Here is a 25,269-nt window from a genome sequence, read left to right as displayed (position 1 = left end):
ATTTCGACAGCTTTTTTCGTGTGAAAGTAATGATTTATTTCATTAGAAAAAAGAATGAAAAAATTTATAAAAAATCATGTAAGAAAAGCTAACATCTATTGACACTAAACATAACATAGTATAAAATGAGAAGCAGTTAAGGCGAAGGAGGAACTGAAACAATGAAAGAAGATAGACGTTCTGCCCCGCTGTTTCCTATTGGTATTGTTATGGATTTAACACAATTATCTGCACGTCAAATTCGCTACTATGAAGAGCATAATCTTGTTTCTCCAACCCGTACAAAGGGGAATCGTAGATTATTTTCATTTAACGATGTAGATAAGTTGTTAGAGATTAAAGATTTATTAGATCAAGGCTTGAATATGGCTGGTATTAAACAAGTGTTACTAATGAAAGTAAATCAAACAGAAACAGTGAAAGTAAAAGAAGAAACGAAAGAAATTTCAAAAACTGAGCTTCGCAAAATACTTCGAGATGAACTACAACATACAGGTAGATTTAATCGAACTTCATTGCGACAAGGTGACATTTCAAGGTTTTTTCACTAAAGATAACTGATTCTGAAGGTGTTTAGAGGGACTAAGGAGGAATTTATAATGGCTAGGTACACAAGAGAAGATATTTTCCGTTTGGCGAAAGAAGAGAATGTAAAGTATATCCGCTTACAATTTACGGACCTTTTAGGAGTAATTAAAAACGTAGAAATTCCAGTGAGCCAATTAACAAAAGCTCTTGATAACAAAATGATGTTTGATGGATCTTCTATTGAAGGTTTCGTACGTATTGAAGAATCTGATATGTACTTATTTCCGGATTTAGATACTTGGGTAATTTTCCCTTGGACAGCTGAAAAAGGCAAAGTAGCTCGATTAATCTGTGATATTTACAATGCAGATGGCACTCCATTTGATGGCGATCCACGTAACAACTTGAAGCGTGTATTAAAAGAAATGGAAGCATTAGGATTCTCAGATTTCAATCTTGGACCAGAGCCAGAATTCTTCCTATTTAAAGTAGATGAAAAAGGAAATCCAACATTAGAATTAAACGATAACGGTGGATACTTCGACCTTGCGCCGATGGATCTAGGGGAAAACTGTCGTCGTGATATCGTTCTTGAACTTGAAGAAATGGGCTTTGAAATTGAAGCGTCTCACCATGAGGTTGCTCCAGGGCAACACGAAATTGACTTTAAATATGCAAATGCAATTCGCTCATGTGATGACATTCAAACATTCAAACTTGTTGTAAAAACAATTGCTCGTAAACACGGTTTACACGCAACATTTATGCCAAAACCATTATACGGTGTGAACGGTTCAGGTATGCACTGTAACTTATCACTATTCAAAAATGGTGAGAACGTATTCTTCGATCAAAACGGTGATTTACAATTAAGTGATGATGCTCGTCACTTCATCGCAGGTATTTTAAAACATGCACCAGCATTTACAGCGGTAGCAAATCCAACTGTAAACTCTTACAAGCGTTTAGTACCTGGATACGAAGCACCTTGTTACGTAGCATGGTCTGCACAAAACCGTAGCCCATTAGTACGTATCCCTGCATCTCGTGGTATTAGTACACGCGTAGAAGTACGTAGTGTTGACCCAGCTGCAAACCCATATTTAGTAATGGCTACATTATTAGCAGCAGGTCTTGATGGAATTAAAAACAAATTAACTCCACCAGCTGCAGTAGACCGTAACATCTATGTAATGACAAAAGAAGAGCGCGAAGAAGCAGGCATCGTTGACTTACCAGCAACATTAGCGCAAGCATTAATTACATTGCAATCGAATGAAGTAGTATGTGGTGCACTAGGTGACCATTTACTTGAGCATTTCATCGAAGCGAAAGAGATTGAGTGGGACATCTTCCGCACGCAAGTTCACCAATGGGAACGCGATCAATATATGTCTCTATACTAAGAGGCTTGAACCCTTGACACACAACGTGTTGAGGGTTTTTTATTTATCGGGTATTTTTATAGGAGGAATATAAAGAGACAAACAAATCCAAAAATGTACTTGCTAATACTTATGCGAAATAAATATCATTTGAAAAAGTGAGTTATTTAATAAATACGACCTATTTAAACGGAGTAAAAAGCCTTGTTGAAATACGTTTAAATACAAAGAAAAACCCCTTGATACTGCAGTAATAGGGGAGGTTCGTCATTTATCTACAGTGAATTATGAAGAATATTGTCGTAATTTTTGAGCTGAAATTAAGAAGTGATTAAACAAAAATAAATTGTATTGACTCGTTCTATATAAAGAACTAAAATGACAGTAATTAGGGAATTTTGTATATTCGAAAAATAAAAATAATAACCTTGTTTTTGTTTTTTATGGAATATTCAACTGAAATCTCATTGGTATTAGAATGAGGGGGAGAAGTAATGAATAAGGAAATAAATTTAAAAAATCTATTCACTGTAATATGGAAACGGGTGTGGATACTACTATTGTTTACGACTCTCACAACGGTAGGAGGAGCCATGTATAGTATGTATATGAAAACACCTTTGTATGCTTCTTCCGCAAGGATAATTGTTCAAGCTAATGCTGAAACGATGAATACATTGAAAGCAATGGTAAATGAGCCTGTAATATTAGAAAAAGTAGCTGCTGAATTGAATATAAACAGATCAGCAGGTGCATTAAGTGGACAAATAAGTACGGAAAGTGTACAAGGCTCTCAGATTATGAGGATAAATGTAGTGGATATGGATCCTGTACTTGCACATAAAATTGCAAATACTACAGCTGCTGTTTATAAGCAGGAAGTAGCGAATATACTGAATTTTAATAATGTGAGCATATTACCAGAGGATCCAGTTCAAAAATATTCTATGCCTATAAATATAAATCACTTTAAGACGATACTAATTGCATTCACGTTAGGTATGGTGCTCAGTATCGGTTTTATTTTTTTATTGGATTCACTGGATGACAGAATCAAATCAGAACGACGAATTGAACAATTGTTAGATATCCCTGTTTTGGGGGGGATTTCTAAAATGAATAAAAAGAATATGAGAGATAAATTTAGTGGGAAAAATACAGTGTCATTGGGGGAGGGAACGGAGTGGCATACAAAAATAGACGAAAAACAAATGAAGTTAAAGGAAAAAGTATAATTGCGTATACCGCTCCAAGATCGAAAATTTCGGAGCAGTATCGTTCGGTTCGAACAAACATTCAATTATCTTCGTCTATTCATAAAATCAGAACGATAGTGATTACTTCTCCGAGGTACGGTGAAGGGAAATCAACGATTACAGTAAATTTAGCAGTCTCAATAGCGCAAAAAGGTGAAAAAGTATTGGTAATAGATGCGAATTTACGAACACCAACGATTCATGAAATGTTAGGAGTAGAAAATACAATTGGTTTAACTGATATATTGAACGGAAAAACAAATTTGTTGGGTGCTGTAAAAAAAACAGAGATGGAAAGTCTGGACGTATTAACTAGCGGTCCAGTGCCATTCAATCCGTCAGAAGTACTTAGTTCAGAGGCAATGGATACGTTGATTCAAAAGGCGATGGAACGGTATGACATCATATTATTTGACTCTTCCCCTGTATTAGAAGTAACAGATACGAGCGTATTAGCTGATAAGTGTGAAGGCGTACTTTTGGTGATCCGGTATAATCGCACTGTGAACGAAGATGCACTTGAAACAAAAAGAGCACTAAGTTTTACGAAAAGTAGAATATTGGGTGCGATTTTGAATGGGAAAGTATAAAGGTTATTTTTAAATTAAACTTTTGTATGTGGAATTGTTCGTTATAAAGAAAAAACAATGGAATTGTGATGTGGTGATGTCTCCTGACCGTTATCAATGGAGGCACTCGATTATGCTGTGGGTTGTGAAAACAACCTTAGATGCCAGTCGTCAAAAGTGTAATGTGAGGGAGGGTTAGATGCCCATGTTTTATTAAAGGTTCTAACTATGTGTTTTTAATAAAGAGAATATAGTTAGAAACTTTAAGTTTGAAAGAGTTAAGTAAGGAATTGATTAAAGGAGGAAGTTATATGACGTATCGCCGGAGGATATCGTTATTGCTTTTAATGGATTCACTGATAGTATTAACTGCTATTTTTTTTAGTTATTTTTTTGTAAATGCTAGCATCAGTGTTATCACTTTATCATCAGTTATTAGCTCGATCACTTTATTAGTTAGCCATCATTTGTTTGCTTTTATTTATAAGTTGTATAAAAAGGCTTTGGAATATGCAAGTATAGGAGAAATGCTAATTATATGCAAGGTTGTTACATTTTCTATATTTACTACAGCGGCTGTGCAGCAACTAATCATGGGGAAAATGTATTTTCGATTGTTAGTTGTTACTTGGATGATTCATATTTTATTAATAGGTGGTTCTCGCTTTATTTGGAGAATGTACAGAGATATTTATTATGTAAAAAAAGGCGATAAGAAAAGAACGTTAATTGTTGGTGCTGGATCCGCTGGGACAATGGTTGCGAGACAGTTGTTGAAGAATAGTGCTACGGAATTAATGCCAGTCGCGTTTATTGATGATAATGTCAAAAAACATAATCTTGATATTTGGGGGATTCCCGTAATTGGTGGTATGGACCAAATTGATTACGTTATTAAAAAACTGAATATTGAAATGATAATTTTAGCGATTCCTTCGTTAAACAAAAAAGATAGAAATATTATTTTAAAAGATTGTTTAAAAACAAATGTGAAAACGCAAATTCTTCCAATGTTAGAAGACTTAGTAACAGGTAAAGTTTCAGTGAATGAATTCAGGGATGTTCAAGTAGAAGATTTATTAGGGCGTGATCCTGTAGAGCTAGATGTGGATATCATTTCAGATTATATAACTGATAAAGTTATTTTAGTTACTGGTGCAGGTGGATCGATAGGCTCAGAAATTTGTAGACAAGTTGCGAAATTTAAGCCGGAAAAATTAATTTTATTAGGGCATGGAGAAAACAGTATATATTCAATAGAAATGGAATTAAATGAAAAACATAATGATAGGAAAGGTGTTTTCATTCCAGAAATCGCAGATATTCAAGATGAAAAGAAGATGCATGTAATCATGAATAAACATCTTCCTCATGTTGTGTATCATGCTGCTGCACATAAACATGTACCATTGATGGAAAATAATCCTGAAGAGGCAGTTAAAAATAATTTGATTGGGACTATGAATATAGCAGAGGCGGCAAGAACACATGGAGTAGGAACGTTTGTTATGATTTCGTCGGATAAAGCAGTGAATCCAACGAGTGTTATGGGAGCGACAAAGAAATTAGCTGAGATGGTAATACAACATAAAGATAAAATAAGTCATACAAAGTTTGTTACTGTACGATTTGGGAATGTCTTAGGAAGTAGAGGTAGTGTTATCCCGTTATTTAAGAAGCAGATTCAAAAAGGGGGACCAGTTACAGTTACTCACCCAGATATGGTTCGTTATTTTATGACTATTCCAGAGGCATCAAGACTTGTAGTGCAAGCTGGTGCGTTAGCAAAAGGTGGAGAAATTTTTGTGCTCGATATGGGAGAACCAGTAAAAATAGTGGATCTTGCTAAAAACCTCATTCGATTATCAGGAAACTCCGTGGATGAAATAGGAATAGAATTTACGGGTATACGCCCAGGAGAAAAACTATTTGAAGAATTACTAAAAGAAGATGAAATGAATGAGAAACAAGTCCACCCGAGAATTTATGTAGGGCAAGAAATGAATGTTCGTATAGAAGAGATAGAAAAACTTATTTCGGAATATTCAGTACTAAATGAATTAGAATTAAGAAAGAAATTGTTACATTTAGTGAATCAGCGTAAAACTTTAAAACTATTAATACCAGTATCAGGTTAAAGGGAAAAATTTATAATAAGACGGGTGTGCGTGGGATGGTGTCTAAAAAAGTTCTGTTTTGTGCAACTGTGGATTATCATTTTAAAGCTTTTCATTTACCGTATTTGAAATGGTTTGCAGACCAAGGTTGGGAAGTACATGTTGCAGCGAATGGGAATATAGATCTTCCGTACGTAACTCAAAAATATAATATTCCTATTCAAAGATCACCTCTTAGCATACAAAACCTTCATGCATATAAAAAACTAAAATCAATTATTCATCAAAATAAATATAAAATCATTCATTGTCATACGCCGATGGGAGGCGTAATTGCTCGAATAGCTGCCCGGAAAGTACGAAGGGAAGGGACAAAGGTAATATATACGGCGCATGGATTTCACTTTTGTAAAGGATCGCCGTTTATAAATTGGCTTTTATACTATCCAATTGAAAAGAGTTTAGCTACTACTACAGATTGTCTTATAACAATTAATGAAGAAGATTACAATTTAGCAGTTAAACATCGTTTTCAAGCTAAAGATATTAAACTCGTTCATGGTGTAGGGGTAGATATAGAACGATATATTCCTGTTACTGAAAGAGAAAAGGAGAACCTAAGACATAAAAATGGTTATAAGTCTAAAGATTTTTTAATGTTTTATGCAGCTGAATTTAACAAGAACAAAAATCAAAGCTACTTAATTCGATTATTGGAAAAGTTGAAAAATGAAATCCCACATGCGAAGCTACTATTGGCTGGCGAGGGACCTTTAATGCAGGAGTGCAAAAAAATAGCGACTCAACTAGGTGTGAGTAGTATGGTGCATTTTCTTGGTTATAGAAATGATATAGCCCATTTGCTACCGATGTGTGATCTAGCTGTTGCATCGAGTTATAGGGAAGGATTACCAGTTAATATTATGGAAGCTATGGCCTGTGGGCTTCCGGTTATCGCTACAAGTAACAGAGGGCATAGGGAGTTAATTATTAATAATAAAAATGGTTGGACTATAGATCAAGATGACATAAAGGCGATGGCTGAAAGAATACAGTCTATTGCTAAAAATACTAAATTACAAGCACAGCTTGGGCAGTATGGACGTACTATTATTATGAGTGAATATTCAGTTAATGAAGTGTTGAAAGAGAAACAAGAAATTTATACAACATATATGGATGAAATGGAGGATTTAAATTGGGCACTCCATTAAGAGTATTACATGTAGTCGTAAATATGAATAGAGGCGGAGCCGAAACTTTAATTATGAATTTGTATCGTAATATAGACCGCTCAAAAGTACAATTTGATTTTTTAACTTGTAAAGAGGGGGTATTTAATGAAGAGATAGTAAAGTTAGGCGGGAAAGTTCATAGAATTCCATACGTTACAGATGTTGGTCATAGAGGTTACATAAAGGCACTAGATACTTTCTTTAGCACTCATCCGCAGTATAAAATCGTTCATTCACATATGGATAAAATGAGCGGTTTTGTACTTCGTTCAGCTAAAAAAGCAAGAGTGCCAGTTAGGATTGCGCATAGTCATAGTACAAGCAGTGAGGGTGGCGCTATAGCAAATATATATAAAAGGTATGCAGGAGCATTTATTATGTCGTGTGCTACACATTTTTTAGCATGTTCAGTAGCTGCAGCGCAATGGTTGTTTGCCAATAGAGAAAGTACAACAAAAATATTAAAAAATGGAATTGAATGTGATGAATTTACATTTAATCCAGACATTAGAGAGCAGGTAAGAAAAGAACTCAAACTTAACGGGGATGTTTTTGTGATTGGACATGTGGGAAGATTTGCATATCCAAAAAATCATACTTTTTTAATTGATATTTTTGCTCAATTAATAGAATATAGGCCGAACTCTATTCTTCTATTAGTTGGGGATGGACCGCTTCGATTAGAAATGGAGAAAAAAGTAGAGAAACTGAATCTAACAGATAAAGTAAAATTTTTAGGAATACGTAGTGATATTAATCGTTTATTACAAGCATTTGATGCATTTGTATTTCCATCTATTTATGAAGGTTTGCCAGTTACTCTTATTGAAGCACAAGGGGCGGGTTTGCCATGTATTATATCGGACACTATTACACAAGATGTGGATTTGGGGTTGAATTTAGTTGAACAGTGTTCTTTGTTAGATAAAAGAAATTGGTTAGGTCCATTACAAATTATTGCGGACAAGCAAGTATCGCGAAGTGTGGCGCAATATGTATTAGCTGAAAAAGGATACGATATAAAAAATATTACTGGGGTTACCCAAAAATTTTATGTAGAAGTATCGAGGTGAGCATATTGAAAAAGCTAACGATTTTTACCCCTACATATAATCGAGCATATTGTCTTCAGGGGTGTTATGAAAGTTTGAAGCGGCAAACGTGTAAAGATTTTATATGGTTAATTATAGATGATGGGTCTGATGATTATACAAAGGAGTTAGTGCATTCGTGGATTTCTGAAGATTGCATAAGTATAAGGTATTATTGGCAAGTAAATCAAGGGATGCATGGTGCTCATAACACAGCTTACGAGATGATTGATACTGAACTTAATGTGTGCATTGATTCAGATGACTCAATGCCTAGCGATGCCGTAGAGAAAATCATTTCGTTTTGGGATGAAAATGGAAGTGACCAAGTAAGTGGAATCATTGCTCTTGATTTATATAAAGATGGGACAGTAATTGGTTCAAAGCTACCATTAAATCTTAACCGTTCCACACTGTTTAATCTTTACAATAAACACGGTGTAACTGGAGATAAGAAATTGGTATATCGTACAGAACTAACTAGGAAGTATCCTTATCCGGTTTTTAAAAATGAAAAGTATGTAGGTTTGGCATATAAATACTATATGCTGGATCAGAAATATGAGATGTTACTCATGAACGAAGCACTTTGTTATGTTGAATATATGCCTGATGGTTCTTCGATGAATATGTTAAGTCAGTATCGTAAAAATCCAAAAGGTTTTGCTTTTTATCGTAAGGAACTGATGAAGCTACCATTTGCAAATAGGCTATTTAAATATAGACAAGCTGTACATTATGTCTCAAGTAGCTTTATAGCGAAAAATAAAAAATTTATAAAAGAGTCACCATGCAAAGTGCTTACCCTTTGCGCAGTGCCATTTGGGGTTATTCTATATAGTTACATTACATTGAAAACAAGAATAAAAGTAAATATATAGGGATTTACTTAGGATTGATAAGAGGGAAGAATAATGACTATACTTTGGATGAATTTCTTTATAGTGTTCATACTAGCGTTTTTTGCACGGTATTTTGCTATGCCAGTAACTTCAGAAATGGTGATGTTAAAACCGAATCGACTATTGATTTTAATGGCCACGACATCTCTTGTACTAGTATCTGGTTTTAGAAATAATATTGGTGACACGTATTTTTATATGCATGCTTTTACAGTTACTGATTTTAATTGGGATTATATTCAAAGTAGTAAGGATGTTGGATTTAGTATTTTGCAAATGATTTTAAAGGCATATACGAATGATCCGCAAGTTTTGATTTTGATAACAGCTCTAATAACAAATATATTAATAGTAGCAGTTCTATATAAATATTCAAGAATGATTGAACTAAGTTTATATGTGTATATCGCATCCGGCATGTATTTAGTGTCAATGAATGGAGTAAGACAGTATTTAACTGCAGCGATTATTTTTACTGCTACAAAATATATTTTAGATGGGAATTGGAAGAGATATTTTTTGATCGTACTATTTGCTTCTACTTTTCATCAAAGCGCCCTTGTATTAATTCCTATTTATTTTGTAGTCCGAAGAAAAGCATGGTCGACAATAACATTTATGCTACTCTTTATTGCGGTACTTATAGTAATAGGGTTTAATCAGTTTGCAGAAATTTTCTTTGCAACTATAGGGGATACACAATATGGTCACTATAAGGATTTTCAAGAAGGAGGAGCTAATATTCTTCGGGTTGCTGTGGATGCAATACCGCTCATTCTCGCTTATGTTGGAAGACATAAATTAAGAGAGATCTTTCCGGAAAGTGATTATATCGTAAATATGGCATTGTTAGGTCTAGTATTTATGATTATTTCAACTCAAAATTGGATTTTTGCAAGATTCTCCATATATTTTGGATTATATCACTTGATATTGATATCGTGGGTTATAAAGTTATTTATAGAAAAGGATCAAAAGTTAATTTACTATGCAGTAATATTATGTTATTTTGTTTACTTTGTATATGAACATATTATTACTTTAGGAATAGTTTATAAGAGTAGTTTCTGGGGATAAAATATATATTTGAAAATCGTTCTTAGATGGGAGTAATTTTCAATGTTTAAACAAGAACGACCAAAAAGAGTGCTACATATCGTTAGTGCGATGGACCGAGGTGGCGCTGAGGCCTTATTAATGAATGTATATAGGAATATAGATAGAGAAATGGTGCAATTTGATTTTGTTTCTCATAAAAGTGAAGAAAGTGATTATGATAAGGAAATCATTGCGTTAGGTGGGAAAATACACCGAATATCTAGCTTAGGACAGCTAGGCCCTCTCTCATACATTAAAGAGCTTGTTAAGGTAATGTATGATAATCAATATGTGGCGGCCCATGCACATACTGATTATCAGGGGGGGATTGTGGCTATTGCTGCTAAAATAGCTGGTATAAAAATAAGGATTTGTCATTCACATAGTAATAATTGGCCGATGGGATCGGGGATAAAAGGGAAAGTTTTATTGAGTTTTTTACGAACAGTTATTACTTATGCGGGAACAAATTATTGTGCGTGCAGTGTAGAATCTGCACGTTTTTTATTTCAAAAAAACATTGATAATTCAAAGGTAAAGATAATGAAAAATGCAATAGATATTAATCAATTTGTTAATGTAAATATACAGGGTGATAATACAGTAAGGAATGAATTCAATATACCAGTTGAACAGAAAGTTATTGGTCATATTGGGCGTTTTTCTGAATCTAAAAATCATATATTTATATTGAAAGTTTTCAATGAGGTATTAAAATATGATCCTAATTTTATGCTTGTTTTAGTAGGAGATGGCCCCTTAAAGAAATCTATTGAGCTAGAATCCGAAAGACTAGGTATCTATGAAAAAGTTAGATTTTTAGGAGTAAGAAAAGACATCCCAAGAATTATAAGGATGTTTGATGTTTTTCTTTTTCCGTCACTTTTTGAAGGGTTTGGAATTGTTGCATTAGAAGCACAGTGTGCAGGTGTTCCGTGTGTAGTGGCAAATACAATAACTAAAAATGTTGATATGGGATTAGGGATAATATCATTTGTTAGCTTAGATGAAAATCTTAAAATATGGTCTGAAGAAATTCAAAAGGTTTTGGAAAAAGAAAAATTAAATACAGAAATTATAGCTAATACAATCTCGAATCTTGGTTTTGATATAAAGAGTAATATTCCAGAGTGGTTATTATTATATGGATTAGAGTATAGGGAGTCATAGTTAAATGTAATTACTTTCATAAGAATAAAACTAGTAAAATAAATCGGATGAGGGAGTAAGAAATGAAAAAGAAAAAAATTCTCATTACATCATTTGATATGGCAATTGGAGGAGTAGAAAGAAGTTTAATTGGTTTATTGAATACAATCGACTATAGCAAATATGATGTAGATTTAATGTTATTTAAACATGAGGGAGAGTTTCTTTTTTTATTACCTAAACTGCCTAATTTGTTAAAGGAAGTAAAACAATATACTACTTTTAGAAAATCAATTAAACAAATATTGCAAGAAGGGCAAATTACAATTGGAATGGCAAGGACTTTAGGGAAAATTTTGGGAGATGTGCATGGGAGATATGTGAAAAGTGCAGAGGTGGGATATTTCGTTATTCAGTATGGATGGAGAATAACTTTACCATTTATACCGAAGCTGGAAGAGGAGTATGATGTAGCAATTAGTTTTTTATGGCCCCATTATTTTGTTGGAGATAAAGTTCGAGCGAAACGAAAGATTGGTTGGATTCATACAGATTATTCAAATATAAATCTTAATGCAAACATGGAGTATAAAATGTGGAGCAAAATGGATAACATCGTAGCAGTTTCAGAAGGATGTCGAGATTCATTTCTTAGTGTTTTACCAAATGTAAATAAAAATGTTGAAATTATAGAAAATATATTATCTCCTGAATTTGTACGTGAGCAAGCACACAGGGGAGATGTTATGAAAGAACTACAGATGAAATCAGGAAAAATAAAGCTTGTTACTGTAGGGCGGTTATCATATGCAAAAGGAATAGACGTTGCTATGCATGCCTTAAGAAAGTTGTTAGATGAGGGATATGATATTGAATGGTATGTAGTTGGGTATGGAGCACAAGAAGTGGAACTTAGAAAGTTATTAGTTGAACTTAATCTGGAAAAACAATTTTTTTTATTGGGTAAAAAGACAAATCCCTATCCATATATAAAAGCATGTGATATATATGTGCAGCCATCAAGATATGAGGGGAAAGCTGTAACAGTTCGTGAAGCGCAAATCATCGGGAAGCCAGTACTTATTACTAATTTTTCAACTGCTAAAAGTCAGGTGCAGGATGGAATTGATGGATTAATAACTGAGATGGGGATAAACGGGTTAGTTAATGGGATTAAGAGACTTATTAAAGATAAAGAGTTAAGGGAAGCACTGGTAGAAAATACTCTTAAAGGTGAGTATGGAAATCGTAATGAAATTAATAAATTATATGCATTACTTTCGTAAAGGGAAATTTAGTAAATGATTTTTAATATTTTGAGCTCAATAAAAACACTTTAGGGTAGTGATAGTTATGAAGAAAAAAATTTTATTCGTTATAGATTCGCTACAAAGTGGAGGAGCTGAAAAAAGTTTGGTTTCTTTACTTTCTTTATTTGATTATACAAAATATGAAGTCGATTTGTTAATGTTTTCTGCTAGTGGATTGTATTTACCATTACTTCCAAAACAGGTAAACGTTTTAGAAGTACCGACAATTATTAAAAGGCAGGCTGAGAAATTTAATTATTTAATTAAACATAAATACTTTAAAGAGTTATTTCTTAGAGTTGGGGCTTCTGTATCTCTTAGAAATCCATACATAAATAAAAAGTTACATGCAGCTCAAGTAGTTTGGAGATGGGTATCTAAAGGGATGGTTAGTTTAAAGATGGAATATGATGTTGCCATAGCTTATAGTCAAGGAATGCCAACATATTTTGTGGCAAATAAGGTTTACGCGTGCAAAAAAATCGCTTGGGTGAATACGGATTATAGGTTAGCTGCATATAATAAAGATTTTGATTTGAACTATTATGAGGAATTTAATGAAATAGTAGCTGTGTCCGACGTTTGTAAGGAAGTATTGATTCAAGAAATTCCTAAAATAGAGTCCAAAATTCAAGTTGTCTATGATATTATATCGCCGACGTTAATTAAATCGATGGCAAATGAGAGTAAAGGATTTATTGATCAGTTTGAGGGATTACGAATATTAACGGTTGGTAGGTTAGTGTATGAAAAAGGGTATGAATTGGCCATAGAAGCTTGTTATAAATTAAAGCAAAAAGGGTATAGATTTAAGTGGTATGTGATTGGAGAAGGAAATCTTCAAAGTGAAATCGAGGATAGGATAAGTAAATATAATTTACACGATACTTTTATATTATTAGGTACTTACAAGAATCCCTATCCCTTTATAAAACAAAGTGATATATATGTACAACCTTCTAGATATGAAGGATATGGCTTGGCGATAGCAGAGGCTAGAATATTTCAAAAGCCTATAGTGGTAACCGATTTCGTTACAGTTCATAATCAAATCAAACATAGAGAGAATGGTTTAATAGTGAAGATGGATTCGGAAGCAATATATGAAGGAGTGAAAGAAATTATAGAAAACGGTTTGCTAAAAAAACGGTTATGTGAAAATTTAAAGAAAGAAAGGGTTGGAACAGAAGAGGAAATTGAGAAGATATATGCTTCTTTCAATTGAAGTATTTTATAAAGAGAAAGAATTGGGGGAACTATGAAAAAGAAAATACTTTTTATGGTTATAAATATGAATATAGGTGGTACGGAGAAGGCTTTATTAAATATGGTAACAGAAATCCCAAAAGACAAATATGAAGTGACAATTTTAATGTTAGAGAAAAAAGGAGATTTTTTAAATTTTATTCCAAAGGGGGTTCGTATTGAGTATGTAAAGGATTACGAGGAAATGCAATATATATTAAATAAACCATCACAATTAGTTATAGCGGATCTTATAAAACAACGAAAAATTGTAAAAGCGCTGCAACTGGCAGTGTTGTATGTAATCTCTAAGATTATGAAAGAACGGAGTGTTATTTTAAAATATTGTTTACAAAATTATGAAGACGTTTATAGAAATTATGATATTGCTATAGCTTATACTGGGCCAATGGATTTTATTAGTTACTTTGTGGCAAATAAAATAGAGGCTAGACAAAAGGTTCAATGGATCCATTTCGATATTGAAAAGATATATTTTAATAAACATTTTGTTAACAAAGTATATAAAAAGTTTCAACATGTTTTTGTAGTTTCAGATTTAGGAAAGATGAAACTTACTCAAACTGTCCCAGAATTGATAAATAAGACAGAAACTTTTTTAAATATTATTTCACCTGAAATGATATGTAAGATGGCAAATGAAGGAATTGGGTTTGCGGATGATTTTGAGGGAGTAAGAATCCTTACTGTTGGTAGATTGAGTATAGAGAAGGGACAGGATTTAACAATATCTGTGTTAGCTAAGCTTAAAGAAGCTGGCTACAATGTTAAATGGTATTGTATAGGAGATGGAAAGGAAAGAGGAATGTATGAAAAACTTGTGAAAAATTACGATGTTCAAGGTGATTATATATTTTTAGGAGCAGTTTCGAATCCCTATCCATTTATGAAACAATGTGATATATATGTACAACCGTCTCGACATGAGGGATACTGCATAACACTTGCAGAAGCTAGATGTTTTAATAACCCAATTATTAGTACAGACTTTACAGGAGCAAGTGAGCAGATAATCCATAACCACAATGGATTAATCGTTCAATTTGATGAGCAGCAAATGTATGATTCTATTGTACAAATAGTAAGTGATAAATCGCTGGAAGGAAGGTTGAGAAAAAATATAGAAAAGGAAGTGGTAGATACGAGAGAAGAGTTGAAAAAATTATATAAAATAGCAAATTCTAATGTGTAACTTGTTTGAGAAGGTATTATTATCGTATTACAGAAATATGGACAGTTCGCTATTATAAATTATGTTTTTTGTGAAAGCATCTTTGAGAGGATGTTTTTTTATTTTGTTATAAAACTTTTAGGTGGTAGAAGGAGATAGTTATGAAGAGAGTGCTATTTATGGTAAGTAGTATGAATATAGGTGGTGTAGAAAAATCACTTCTTTCTTTGTTATCTGTAATACCAAAAGAAAAGTATGATGTCACAGTATTGATGCTGGAGAAGCGAGGGGGATTTTTAAAACAATTACCAAGTTGGGTAAAGATAGAAGAAGTTGCTTGGTTTGAAAATATAAAACCTAAAATTATGCAACCACCAAAGAAAACGATTAAAGAGTACTTTGAAAATACAAGATATATTAAGGGGTTAAACTTTTTACTCACTTATGTAGTATCAAAAAAATTAAAGGATAGATATGTTTTCTATAAAGAGATTTTTAAAGACATTCCGTATAACAAGAATAAATATGATATTGCAATAGCATATCAAGGGCCTACTGACATAATTGATTATTATATAGTTAATAGAGTAACTTCAGAAAAGAAAATTTCTTGGATACATTTTGATGTTTTTCAACATCAAATTAATACAAAATTATATGAGAAATTATATGATCAAATGGATAATATATATGTAGTTTCTCAAGAAGCACAAAAACATTTAATAGAGAAGTTTCCTCAAGTAGAAAGTAAGACAAGTGTCTTTTTAAATATTGTACTTCCAGATTTAATAAATGAAATGGCAAAAGAAAAAGTAGAATTTGACAATGGATATAAAGGTATAAAGATAGTAACAGTAGGTAGACTTTCAAAAGAAAAAGGTCAAGACCTTGCAATTAAAGTTTTATCAATGCTACGTAAAGAGGGATACGAAGTACGATGGTACTGTATTGGGGAAGGCGAGAATAGAGAGTATTATGAGACATTAATATGCAAGTATAATTTGAAACAGGATTTTCTATTATTAGGATCGGCAATTAATCCGTATCCATATGTAAATCAATCAGATATATATGTTCAAACCTCTAGGCATGAAGGGTATTGTCTTACGTTAGCTGAGGCAAAATGCTTAAAAAAGCCTATTGTTACGACTAATTTTACAGGCGCAAATGAGCAAATAAAAGATGGATATAATGGTTTTGTTGCTGAATGTAATGAGGAAAGTCTATATAACAAGATTAAATATCTTTTGGATCAACAAAGAGTGCGCGAAGAGGTAACGACTAATTTGTTAAAAGAGGCATTTAACAAATTAGAAAAGGTAAATAGTTTTCTAAGTTAATTGCAAAGGAAAGGGTGCAATTATGAATCCTAAAATTAGTATTATTGTTCCCATTTATAAAGTTGAGCAGTATATACATAAATGTATTGATTCTATATTAAAACAAACGTTCAAAGAGTTTGAGCTGATACTTGTTAATGATGGATCTCCTGATAGTTGTGGTGAGATTTGTGATAGATATGTGAATCAAGATAGCCGAATTAAAGTAATCCATAAGGAAAATGGTGGATTATCTTCTGCAAGAAATGCTGGATTAGACATAGCGCAGGGAGATTATATAGGATTTGTTGATAGTGACGATTGGATAGAAGCGGATATGTATGAATTGTTGTATGGCATGTGCGTAGAACAGGATTGTGATATAGCTATTTGTAGTAGTGAAATTCATTACAATGATAAAACGGTAATTTCAAGCAGCCATCCGTTTGTAATTCATGATAGATATAGCGCGATGAAAGCGATGCTAGAAGGGAATTTGTATGATGAAGTTGTTTGGACTAAACTTTTCAAAAGACAGTTATTAGAGGATATTAAATTTCCGATAGGTATGTCATATGAAGATACAGCATTTACGTATAAAGTTATTCATAAGTGTAACAAAGTATGTTTCATAGGAGAACCTAAATATCATTATATAAAGCGTGATAATAGTATGATGGATCAGGCTATAAAAGAGATTAAAATTGATTCAGTCTTAATTTATGATGAAATGTGTAAATTTATGGAGCGATATTATAAGGAGTTATATAACCTAGTTATATTAAAACTAGGAAATTGTTCGATGGTAGTTTTAAATTTAATATCACTGAGTGGAAGACTTAATGAGCATAAGAGTAAATATTATAAGGTTATTGGTATATTGAATCGTTATTTTTATAAAACAATGCGTTTAAAAGAGTATGGGAAAAGTGTAAAGTTTTTATTATTGGCGACCAAGCTACATCCATTATTGTATAAATTTTTAATTAATAATTTTGCAAAAAGGGGATAGATATGAAGAAGTCTTTGTTGAAATTATATTATTTATATATTGGGACGAGGAATGAAGTGACTATTCAATATAATAGGGTGATTACTATGAATAGGAAGCCGCCAATAGTGAAAAGTGTTGATGAAACACTTGACTATATTATAGATAATAATTGTTCAGTAAGTAGATTTGGTGATGGGGAATTTGCTCTTATAAATGGAGAAAATTTAATTTTTCAGCCGTATTCAAAAGAATTAAAGGATAGACTGGATGAAGTTATTAAGAGTAATAAGATGGGCCATTTAGTTTGTATTCCGAATGTTTTTGAAGATTTAAATTGGTGCACGGACAAATCAAGAGGGTATTGGGAAAAATATTTAGAGTTAAATCGTAGCAGAATTTATAAGAGTATACGTATGAATAAAGAATATTACGATGCCTTAGTTACAAGGTTATATATAGATCATCAAGATAAGAGTATGGTTGGAATTCGCTTTGATAAAATGAAAGATATTTGGAATGGGAGAGAAATAATCATTATTGAAGGGGCACAAAGTAGACTAGGGGTAGGAAACGATCTTTTTAAAAATGTTAAAACAATTGATAGAATAATATGTCCATCGAAAAATGCTTTTGCGAAGTATAGGGAAATTTTAGAGCTAGCAAAGAAGCAAAAAAAATCGAAATTAATATTAATTGCACTAGGCCCAACAGCTACGGTATTAGCGTATGATTTATCTTCTGTTGGATATCAAACGCTAGATATTGGTCATATTGATATAGAGTATGAATGGTTTTTGAAGAAAGCGACAGAAAAACAACCTATAAAAAATAAGTATGTTGGTGAAGTAAATGCTGGAACTAATGTGAATGCAATTAGTGACTTAAATTATGAGGGCGAAATTATTGCCAGGATAATATAACTTTATTGTTATGAGGATTCTTTCTACTTAGAAATGATCTAGTTAATGAAGGGGATTAATCATGCGAACGATGCATTCAATCAAGAATATATCAATAAGTATATTTTCTCAAATGGTTATTGTTATTCTAGGGTTTATATCTAGGAAAGTTTTTTTAGATAGTTTAGGAATAGAGTATTTAGGGATAGATGGTTTGTTAATTAATGTTTTATCCATGTTAGTGTTAATTGAGGCTGGTATAGGAGCAAGTATAGTATACAATTTGTATAAACCATTGGCAGAAAATAATCAGTATAAAATTATAGCTCTAGTTCAATTATATAAAAAAATTTATCAGATTTTAGCAATCATTATTCTAGTAATAAGTGCTATGATATATCCTTTTTTAAGTTATTTAATGAAAGATGGGGAGTCTATATCGAATGTTGCGATAATCTATTCGATATTCGTGGTGAAAAATGTAGTTACCTACTTAAATGCTCATAAGAGGTCTTTAATACAAGCAGATCAAAGAGGATACATATTGGCTAGGGTAGATCTCTTATTCCAAGTGCTAACTACAATATTCAAAATATTTATATTAATGTACACGAAAAATTATATTTTGTATTTAATTATAGAGTTGAGTATATATGTAATTCAAAATGTCGTAAACGGTAGGATTGTGAATAAGAACTATCCTTATATAAAGACAAAAAAGAAGTATTATATAGATAATGATACGAAAGAAAAATTAATTATAAATGTAAAGGCAATGTTTTTGCATAATATTGGAGGATACATTGTATTTGGAACGGATAATATACTGATTTCATCTTTTGTAGGTCTTGCTATGGTCGGGATATATTCGAACTATACAATGATAATAAATCAATTAGCAGCCGTAGTAAATCCTATATTAAATGGTATTGAGGCAAGTGTAGGAAATCTAATCGCAACTGAGAATAATGAAAAAAATTATGAAATATTTAAAGTGACTTATTTAGTGAATTTTTGGATCTTTTCTTTTTGTACCATATTTTTATTTAATCTGTTAGAGCCATTTATAGGGTGGTGGCTTGATAAGAAGTATTTATTAAATAACATGGTTTTTGTAGTGATACTCATAAACTTTTATTTAACAGGGATGCGAACCGCGATAGCTATTTTTAAAAATAAAGCGGGATTATTTGTACAAGATAAGTATATTCCGTTAGTTGAAGCGATAATCAATTTAAGTTTATCTATTCTATTAGCCAAAATGTTTGGATTGGTAGGTATATTCATAGGAACGGCGATTAGTACAATTGCTACTGTACTTTGGATTCAGCCTTATATTGTATATAAAAATCTTTTTAAGAAATCGGTTTGGAAGTATTTTATAACATATGTATTTTATATATTTTTAACTGTTGTAACAGGTTTCATTACTACAAGTATATGTAATTATTTCATAGAAGGTAGTACCTTTATTTCGTTAGTCGGAAAAGGTGTGATTTGCTTATTAGTACCAAATGTAATATACATTTTAATTTTTTATAAAAGCACAGAATTTCAATATATAAGGAATATCTTTAGTATGATGTTTTTACAAATTAAAAAGAAACAAAACGTTATTTAGCTATAAAAAGTATAGATATTATACCGATTTGAATTATTAAGGAAGTATAGTGTTGTTGAAGCATGTTAGTATGAAACGAAACTTGATTTTAATTAGAAAACATGAAGTAATAGCCCTAACATCGTATTTATATAATGCATAGTATTCTATTAAAGGGATACGTATGTAAGCGGAATATAAAATATTTATCCCAATCTACTGATGTGAGTTTGAATTTTCTATCGGAATTCAACTTCTATCTTAGTTGGAGGTTATATATAAATCATGGCAAAATTTCAGGTGACATGTGTTTTGAAAAGTAATCTTCCTGTGTTAAGCGAGGGAGAATTTTGTTTTTGTATAGATACTAATGAGTTATTTATTGGGACAAAAAAAGGGAACGTAAAAGTATCAACGGAGAATACAGTTGAGAGGTTAGTAAGTAAACTTAAAAGCAAGACATTTGGAAGTTCTAAGTCTAGAAAATCACTGATTGGAGAAACAGAATCTGCTAATGTGATTTCGGGCACATATTTTCTTGAGTTAGAGAGATGGAATGTTAAAAATGATGGAACGGACGCGGATAATACTTCTAAAGGGATTAATAATGCATTATTATGGGCATCTCAACAAGGATTTATAGAAGTTGTTTTACCTATGGGGACATATTTAATTGATGAAAATACACCAATTGAGCCACAAAGCTTTATGACTTTAAATTTAGGTGGATCAACTTTAAAAATAAGAAGTAATGGATTAGTTAAATATGCAATCGTACGATATCAAAGAAATCAAAAATTTTCTCGGGTTACGAATGGAAGGGTTCAAGGGGATAAAGATACACACGATTATACAACGATTCCTCATACTCATGAATGGGGATATGGGATTGAAGTAGGAAATACGACTCCTGCTGAGGGGAGTAATATGAACTACATTTCAATAGATAATATGGAAATCTTAAATTGTACTGGCGATGGTATAGCAATGGAAAGTACATGGGGACAAATTGGAGAATATGATTTTGCTGGTACATTTGAAGTAGGGGGGATTAGTGATATAAATGGTTCCCTAATAGTAGATGGTAATAAAATTAGATCGAATTTAAAAATAGATTTACATCATAGTAGCATTATAAAATGGGGATATTTCGGTTTGTATGGAGATGGCTATGGTGGAACTGGTTCAGAAATATATACAGAATTATATGATGTGTTATTTTATAAGGCTGATAATACTTTTGTAACGGCTGCGAAGAGAGTAAAGTTTTTTGAAGAAGTGAGTGTTCCAAAAGAAGCAGATTATGCGAAGATAGTTCTTCACCAAAGTGAAATACCTACGGAAAACGGTTGTAAAATCACTGTTAGAATTCCGGAATTTTCTCGAAATGTATTTATTGAGAAATGTAAAATACATGATTGTAGAAGGCTTGGGATAAGCGTATCTGGAGCGAAACAAATTTATATTAGAGATTGTGAAATTTACAAAATGAAAGGTACAGCGCCTCAGGGAGGAATAGATATTGAAGATGGATATCGATTAAATCAATATATAAACATTGAACGTAATAACATATATGATAATCAGGGATATAACGTTGTTGTAGTCGGTGGTAGGTATATTAATATCATTCAAAATAAATTAGTTAATAATTCATTAGTAGTAGGCGAAAATGTAGAGAAAGTAATTGTAAGCAATAATCACTTAAGGGAAGTAAGTTGTGTTTTAAGCGGAGAAGTAACTTTTACGAATAATCAAATGTATGCTACTCGAGTCACGATAGATCAAGGGGATAAAGAAGCACTTATTGGTAACTGTATTTTTCATAATAGCGCATTGTTAATGGGAAGAGATAAAGCATATTGTATTCAAGTCAACCAATGTGAATTTTTTAGTGATCGAGATTTATTTCATTCATTTTCACAGTTAGGTTCAATAATTGGTTTCTCAGCAGAACCACAAACTATATCAGATTGTGTTATTAAAGGAGGGGCTGTAGAGGGTACAAGTTTGACAGGCGTATCACCTGGTATGAAAAATGGATGGAGATTAAATAATATTTCTTTTATAGATACGAAACACCCGCAAGGAATCATTACGAATTTACCGCCAGGAGTATATACGGGATGTAAATTTGAGAACAGCGGTACAATATCATTTGTTACAAAAACTCCTCAAGCAGAATATGAATTTAATGGATGTTCATTTAGTTGGGATGCTTATAATCTTTTTACTGTTGAGTCTTCTCAAAGGATAGCGATGCTAAAAGTGAAAAATAGTAATTTTAGAGGGGGAAAATGGGGATCGGCATTTTTTTTATGGGACATTGGTGGGAGAATAGAATTTAATAATAATGCATTTGAATATCTTAATTCGGAATCGACAGACAGTATAATTAATTTTTGGAATGAAACATTTACGAGTGAGTTTATGTTAATAGAAAATAATATATTTAGGTCAAACAAAAGTATGATAGGCGTGAATGCAAATCAAATTTCATCCTCAATCGCTTTAATTTTTAAAGATAATATTGTGGAAACAGTAATTATCAAATTAAGGGATGAACATATAAAAAAGGATAATTATATTAATGGCGTGTACGTGTAAAGTTATAATGAATGGAGTAACAGATTCTTTGCAAATAAGTAGTGATATCGTATGGAAATATTCACTTAGGCTAGCTATTTTTAAACTGTTTGATGAAATAAAACTAATGAAAGGTGACGTAATTAAACAAAACAAGGGGCAACTAACTGTAGTTGCCCCTTGTTTTGTTTAATTACATATAAAGTTCTAAATGGTCTTTCGTGTTAGGAATATGAAACGTAATTAAGTAAGGAGGATAGTACATGAAAAGAATTTTTGATGTATGTATTTCTTTATTGTTATTATTTGTATGCTTGCTTCCTATTCTTATTGTTGCAATTTTAGTTAGGATGAAATTAGGAGCACCTGTACTGTTTAAACAACAGCGTCCAGGACTGCATGGAAAACCGTTTAATGTTTATAAGTTTAGAACTATGCTAGATAAGAAAGATAGTGATGGGGAATTACTTCCAGATAAAAATAGACTGACTACTTTTGGAGCAATTCTTAGAAAATATAGTTTAGATGAATTACCCCAACTTATAAATGTTGTAAGGGGTGATTTAAGTTTAGTAGGTCCACGACCATTATTGATGGAATACTTGCCCTTATATTCTAGTAAACAGGCTAAAAGGCATAATGTAAAACCAGGAATTACGGGATGGGCACAAATAAATGGTAGGAATTTGATTACCTGGGAAGAAAAATTTGAATTGGATGTATGGTATGTGGAGAATCATTCATTTTTATTAGATTTGAAAATAATTGTACTTACAATATTAAAAGTATTTAAAACAGAGGGAATTAATCATGTAGGGCATGTGACAATGGAGCGATTTACTGGAGGGGAAATAGAAATAAAGGGGGAGGGAAAATGAAAATTTTAATAATAGGATGTGGTGGGCATAGTAAGGTTGTGAGGGATATAATCTTATCAAATGAAGGATATGAAATAGTCGGTTATTTAGATGATTTGTATACAGGTATAATTATTGTTAATAATCTTTATTTTGGAGCAATTGCAGATGCAAGGGAAATTATCAATAATTTTAATGATGTAAAGCTCGTTATTGCTATAGGAAATAATAAAGTAAGAAGAGAAATTGCAAAAATATTAAATCAACAAAGTAGCATATATGCTACTTTAATTCATAAAACAGCTATTATAAGTTCAAATGCTTATATAGGAAACGGAACGGTAATTATGCCAAATGTCGTTGTTAATGCTGATACTTTCATCGGTAACCATACTATAATAAATACGGGCTCAATAATAGAACATGATAATATAATTGATGATTTTGTTCATATTTCACCACATGCTACACTTACAGGTTCTGTCACTATAGCAGAGGGGGCACATATAGGAGCATCAGCTACTATAATTCCAGGTGTTCAAATTGGTAAGTGGTCAATTGTTGGAGCTGGTTCTGTTGTCATAAATGATTTTCCATCTAATTGTACTGCTGCTGGTATTCCAGCCAAAGTTATTAATGTAGTAAATTGAGAGGAGATGAAGAATGATGATAAAAAATAAGGAGAAAATCTATCTTTCCTCTCCGCATATGAGCGGAAATGAACAAAAATATATTAAAGATGCCTTTGACTCAAACTGGATTGCACCTCTTGGTCCAAATGTAGATGAATTTGAAAGAGAACTTGCATCTTTTGTAGGAGTTAAAGGCGGGGCTGCGGTTAGTTCAGGTACCGCGGCTATTCATTTAGCTTTACGATTATTAAACGTTCAAGAGGGCGATACAGTATTTTGTTCAAGTTTCACTTTTGTAGCGAGTGCGAATCCGATTGTTTATTTGGGAGCTGAACCGGTATTTATTGACTCAGAACCGGAAACATGGAATATGTCACCACAAGCTCTAGCACTTGCGTTGCATGATGCTAATAAAGCAGGAAAATTACCTAAGGCTGTCATTCTTGTTCATTTATATGGTCAGAGTGCGAAATTAGATGAAATTCTTTCGCTTTGTAATCACTATGATGTTCCCATAATTGAGGATGCAGCAGAATCCCTAGGTTCTACATATAAAGGAAAAGCAAGTGGTACATTCGGGAGGTTTGGGGTTTATTCATTTAATGGAAATAAAATTATTACAACTTCGGGCGGTGGCATGCTAGTTTCTGATGATGTGGAAGCGTTAGAAAGAGCGAGGTTTTTAGCAACACAAGCAAAGGATCCAGCACCACATTATGAGCATAGTAAGGTAGGGTATAATTATCGAATGAGTAATATATTGGCTGGTATTGGAAGAGGACAATTAGAAGTGTTAGAAGACAGGGTGAGAGCTAGAAGATCTGTATATAAACGGTATTACGAAGAGTTATCTCTCATACCAGGATTTTATTTTATGCCTGAATTAGAAAATACTCGCTCGAATCGTTGGCTTACTACACTGACAATTGATGAAAAGGAATCCGGGATCTCTGTTGGAAAAGTGTTGAGCACTTTAGCAGAAGAGAATATTGAAGCACGTCCTATGTGGAAGCCGCTTCATATACAGTCGCTCTTTAAAAGGAAGAAGTATTATCCGCATAGCCAAAATGAAGATGTGTCGCAGCATTTATTTCAAAGTGGAATTTGTTTGCCTTCAGGATCTAATATGCTAGTTGAAGATCAAAAAAGGGTCATTCAAGGTGTTTTAAAAGCTATAGAATGGAAGAAGTAAAAAGTAAGTAAAAGTGGAATTAGATTTGTGTACGTATGACTATCAGTTCTTTATAATGAATTTTTTGTGAAAATTCTTTGAGAATATCTAGTTTAAATTGACAGTAAAAGAAC

At 32.4% G+C, this 25,269-nt stretch carries 22 protein-coding genes; all 22 read left to right on the top strand.

The window, feature by feature from the left end; all coding sequences use genetic code 11:
* Positions 1-161: 161 nt before the first annotated feature.
* Positions 162-551 carry a transcriptional repressor GlnR gene (glnR, locus tag ACTFOB_RS10355; protein WP_000656785.1) on the top strand — a complete coding sequence of 130 codons (390 nt, stop codon included), beginning with the start codon at positions 162-164 and terminating at the stop codon, positions 549-551.
* Positions 552-599: 48 nt separating this feature from the next.
* Positions 600-1,934, top strand: a complete 1,335-nt coding sequence (gene glnA / locus ACTFOB_RS10350) for a type I glutamate--ammonia ligase (protein WP_000135336.1) — start codon at positions 600-602, stop codon at positions 1,932-1,934.
* 473 nt (positions 1,935-2,407) lie between these two features.
* Positions 2,408-3,148 carry a YveK family protein gene (locus ACTFOB_RS10345; RefSeq protein WP_440025448.1) on the top strand — a complete coding sequence of 247 codons (741 nt, stop codon included), beginning with the start codon at positions 2,408-2,410 and terminating at the stop codon, positions 3,146-3,148.
* Entirely contained in the window at positions 3,097-3,759 is a 663-nt protein-coding gene (locus ACTFOB_RS10340; RefSeq protein WP_151634010.1) for a CpsD/CapB family tyrosine-protein kinase, read from the top strand. The genes ACTFOB_RS10345 and ACTFOB_RS10340 overlap by 52 nt, the downstream gene beginning before the upstream one ends.
* A 290-nt stretch (positions 3,760-4,049) precedes the next feature.
* Positions 4,050-5,876, top strand: a complete 1,827-nt coding sequence (locus tag ACTFOB_RS10335; RefSeq protein ID WP_440025451.1) for a polysaccharide biosynthesis protein — start codon at positions 4,050-4,052, stop codon at positions 5,874-5,876.
* Positions 5,877-5,911: 35 nt separating this feature from the next.
* The gene (locus ACTFOB_RS10330; protein ID WP_440025453.1) at positions 5,912-7,069 is read left to right on the top strand and encodes a glycosyltransferase family 4 protein; all 1,158 of its coding nucleotides are present in this window, start codon (positions 5,912-5,914) and stop codon (positions 7,067-7,069) included.
* Positions 7,054-8,163 (top strand): glycosyltransferase family 1 protein, encoded by a 1,110-nt coding sequence (locus ACTFOB_RS10325; RefSeq protein WP_440025455.1) that lies wholly within the window; start codon positions 7,054-7,056, stop codon positions 8,161-8,163. The genes ACTFOB_RS10330 and ACTFOB_RS10325 overlap by 16 nt, the downstream gene beginning before the upstream one ends.
* A gap of 5 nt (positions 8,164-8,168) precedes the next feature.
* On the top strand, positions 8,169-9,062 hold the full coding sequence (locus tag ACTFOB_RS10320) for a glycosyltransferase family 2 protein (RefSeq protein ID WP_151634018.1): 894 nt from the start codon (positions 8,169-8,171) through the stop codon (positions 9,060-9,062).
* A 33-nt stretch (positions 9,063-9,095) separates the two neighbouring features.
* Complete coding sequence (locus ACTFOB_RS10315; RefSeq protein ID WP_440025458.1) at positions 9,096-10,160, top strand: EpsG family protein; 1,065 nt, start codon at positions 9,096-9,098, stop codon at positions 10,158-10,160.
* Positions 10,161-10,202: 42 nt separating this feature from the next.
* The gene (locus tag ACTFOB_RS10310; protein ID WP_440025460.1) at positions 10,203-11,351 is read left to right on the top strand and encodes a glycosyltransferase family 1 protein; all 1,149 of its coding nucleotides are present in this window, start codon (positions 10,203-10,205) and stop codon (positions 11,349-11,351) included.
* Between the two features lie 62 nt (positions 11,352-11,413).
* Positions 11,414-12,616 carry a glycosyltransferase gene (locus ACTFOB_RS10305; RefSeq protein WP_440025462.1) on the top strand — a complete coding sequence of 401 codons (1,203 nt, stop codon included), beginning with the start codon at positions 11,414-11,416 and terminating at the stop codon, positions 12,614-12,616.
* A 67-nt stretch (positions 12,617-12,683) separates the two neighbouring features.
* Complete coding sequence (locus tag ACTFOB_RS10300; protein WP_440025464.1) at positions 12,684-13,865, top strand: glycosyltransferase; 1,182 nt, start codon at positions 12,684-12,686, stop codon at positions 13,863-13,865.
* Between the two features lie 33 nt (positions 13,866-13,898).
* The gene (locus ACTFOB_RS10295) at positions 13,899-15,098 is read left to right on the top strand and encodes a glycosyltransferase (protein WP_440025466.1); all 1,200 of its coding nucleotides are present in this window, start codon (positions 13,899-13,901) and stop codon (positions 15,096-15,098) included.
* A 140-nt stretch (positions 15,099-15,238) separates the two neighbouring features.
* Positions 15,239-16,417 (top strand): glycosyltransferase, encoded by a 1,179-nt coding sequence (locus ACTFOB_RS10290; RefSeq protein WP_440025467.1) that lies wholly within the window; start codon positions 15,239-15,241, stop codon positions 16,415-16,417.
* A 22-nt stretch (positions 16,418-16,439) separates the two neighbouring features.
* A complete protein-coding gene (locus tag ACTFOB_RS10285; protein ID WP_440025469.1) occupies positions 16,440-17,408 on the top strand; it encodes a glycosyltransferase in 969 nt (322 codons plus the stop codon).
* A 107-nt stretch (positions 17,409-17,515) separates the two neighbouring features.
* On the top strand, positions 17,516-18,310 hold the full coding sequence (locus ACTFOB_RS10280; protein WP_440025470.1) for an SP_1767 family glycosyltransferase: 795 nt from the start codon (positions 17,516-17,518) through the stop codon (positions 18,308-18,310).
* Between the two features lie 61 nt (positions 18,311-18,371).
* Positions 18,372-19,910: a lipopolysaccharide biosynthesis protein gene (locus tag ACTFOB_RS10275; RefSeq protein WP_440025472.1), complete on the top strand. Its 1,539-nt coding sequence runs from the start codon at positions 18,372-18,374 to the stop codon at positions 19,908-19,910.
* 264 nt (positions 19,911-20,174) lie between these two features.
* Complete coding sequence (locus ACTFOB_RS10270; RefSeq protein ID WP_440025473.1) at positions 20,175-22,496, top strand: right-handed parallel beta-helix repeat-containing protein; 2,322 nt, start codon at positions 20,175-20,177, stop codon at positions 22,494-22,496.
* Positions 22,497-22,503: 7 nt separating this feature from the next.
* On the top strand, positions 22,504-22,668 hold the full coding sequence (locus ACTFOB_RS10265; protein WP_440025474.1) for a hypothetical protein: 165 nt from the start codon (positions 22,504-22,506) through the stop codon (positions 22,666-22,668).
* Positions 22,669-22,738: 70 nt separating this feature from the next.
* Entirely contained in the window at positions 22,739-23,353 is a 615-nt protein-coding gene (locus ACTFOB_RS10260; protein WP_151634041.1) for a sugar transferase, read from the top strand.
* Positions 23,350-23,982, top strand: a complete 633-nt coding sequence (locus ACTFOB_RS10255) for an acetyltransferase (RefSeq protein WP_151634043.1) — start codon at positions 23,350-23,352, stop codon at positions 23,980-23,982. Before ACTFOB_RS10260 ends, ACTFOB_RS10255 begins: the two co-directional genes overlap by 4 nt.
* A 16-nt stretch (positions 23,983-23,998) precedes the next feature.
* The gene (locus ACTFOB_RS10250) at positions 23,999-25,156 is read left to right on the top strand and encodes an aminotransferase class I/II-fold pyridoxal phosphate-dependent enzyme (RefSeq protein ID WP_151635388.1); all 1,158 of its coding nucleotides are present in this window, start codon (positions 23,999-24,001) and stop codon (positions 25,154-25,156) included.
* Positions 25,157-25,269 lie beyond the last annotated feature (113 nt).

Source organism: Bacillus cereus group sp. MYBK79-1, assembly GCF_051915365.1.
Classification (GTDB): domain Bacteria; phylum Bacillota; class Bacilli; order Bacillales; family Bacillaceae_G; genus Bacillus_A.
Note: the sequence above shows the minus strand (reverse complement) of the source record. Positions and strands in the feature narration are given on the sequence as shown.

What these genes read in the sequence shown, in the direction of transcription:
- ACTFOB_RS10310 (WP_440025460.1), top strand. Translation starts at nt 10,203, where the DNA reads ATGTTTAAACAAGAACGACCAAAAAGAGTGCTACATATCGTTAGTGCG.
- ACTFOB_RS10345 (WP_440025448.1), top strand. Translation starts at nt 2,408, where the DNA reads ATGAATAAGGAAATAAATTTAAAAAATCTATTCACTGTAATATGGAAA.
- glnA (WP_000135336.1), top strand. Translation starts at nt 600, where the DNA reads ATGGCTAGGTACACAAGAGAAGATATTTTCCGTTTGGCGAAAGAAGAG.
- ACTFOB_RS10270 (WP_440025473.1), top strand. Translation starts at nt 20,175, where the DNA reads ATGGCAAAATTTCAGGTGACATGTGTTTTGAAAAGTAATCTTCCTGTG.
- ACTFOB_RS10300 (WP_440025464.1), top strand. Translation starts at nt 12,684, where the DNA reads ATGAAGAAAAAAATTTTATTCGTTATAGATTCGCTACAAAGTGGAGGA.
- ACTFOB_RS10305 (WP_440025462.1), top strand. Translation starts at nt 11,414, where the DNA reads ATGAAAAAGAAAAAAATTCTCATTACATCATTTGATATGGCAATTGGA.
- glnR (WP_000656785.1), top strand. Translation starts at nt 162, where the DNA reads ATGAAAGAAGATAGACGTTCTGCCCCGCTGTTTCCTATTGGTATTGTT.
- ACTFOB_RS10295 (WP_440025466.1), top strand. Translation starts at nt 13,899, where the DNA reads ATGAAAAAGAAAATACTTTTTATGGTTATAAATATGAATATAGGTGGT.
- ACTFOB_RS10315 (WP_440025458.1), top strand. Translation starts at nt 9,096, where the DNA reads ATGACTATACTTTGGATGAATTTCTTTATAGTGTTCATACTAGCGTTT.
- ACTFOB_RS10250 (WP_151635388.1), top strand. Translation starts at nt 23,999, where the DNA reads ATGATAAAAAATAAGGAGAAAATCTATCTTTCCTCTCCGCATATGAGC.
- ACTFOB_RS10335 (WP_440025451.1), top strand. Translation starts at nt 4,050, where the DNA reads ATGACGTATCGCCGGAGGATATCGTTATTGCTTTTAATGGATTCACTG.
- ACTFOB_RS10265 (WP_440025474.1), top strand. Translation starts at nt 22,504, where the DNA reads ATGAATGGAGTAACAGATTCTTTGCAAATAAGTAGTGATATCGTATGG.
- ACTFOB_RS10330 (WP_440025453.1), top strand. Translation starts at nt 5,912, where the DNA reads ATGGTGTCTAAAAAAGTTCTGTTTTGTGCAACTGTGGATTATCATTTT.
- ACTFOB_RS10275 (WP_440025472.1), top strand. Translation starts at nt 18,372, where the DNA reads ATGCGAACGATGCATTCAATCAAGAATATATCAATAAGTATATTTTCT.
- ACTFOB_RS10255 (WP_151634043.1), top strand. Translation starts at nt 23,350, where the DNA reads ATGAAAATTTTAATAATAGGATGTGGTGGGCATAGTAAGGTTGTGAGG.
- ACTFOB_RS10260 (WP_151634041.1), top strand. Translation starts at nt 22,739, where the DNA reads ATGAAAAGAATTTTTGATGTATGTATTTCTTTATTGTTATTATTTGTA.
- ACTFOB_RS10285 (WP_440025469.1), top strand. Translation starts at nt 16,440, where the DNA reads ATGAATCCTAAAATTAGTATTATTGTTCCCATTTATAAAGTTGAGCAG.
- ACTFOB_RS10290 (WP_440025467.1), top strand. Translation starts at nt 15,239, where the DNA reads ATGAAGAGAGTGCTATTTATGGTAAGTAGTATGAATATAGGTGGTGTA.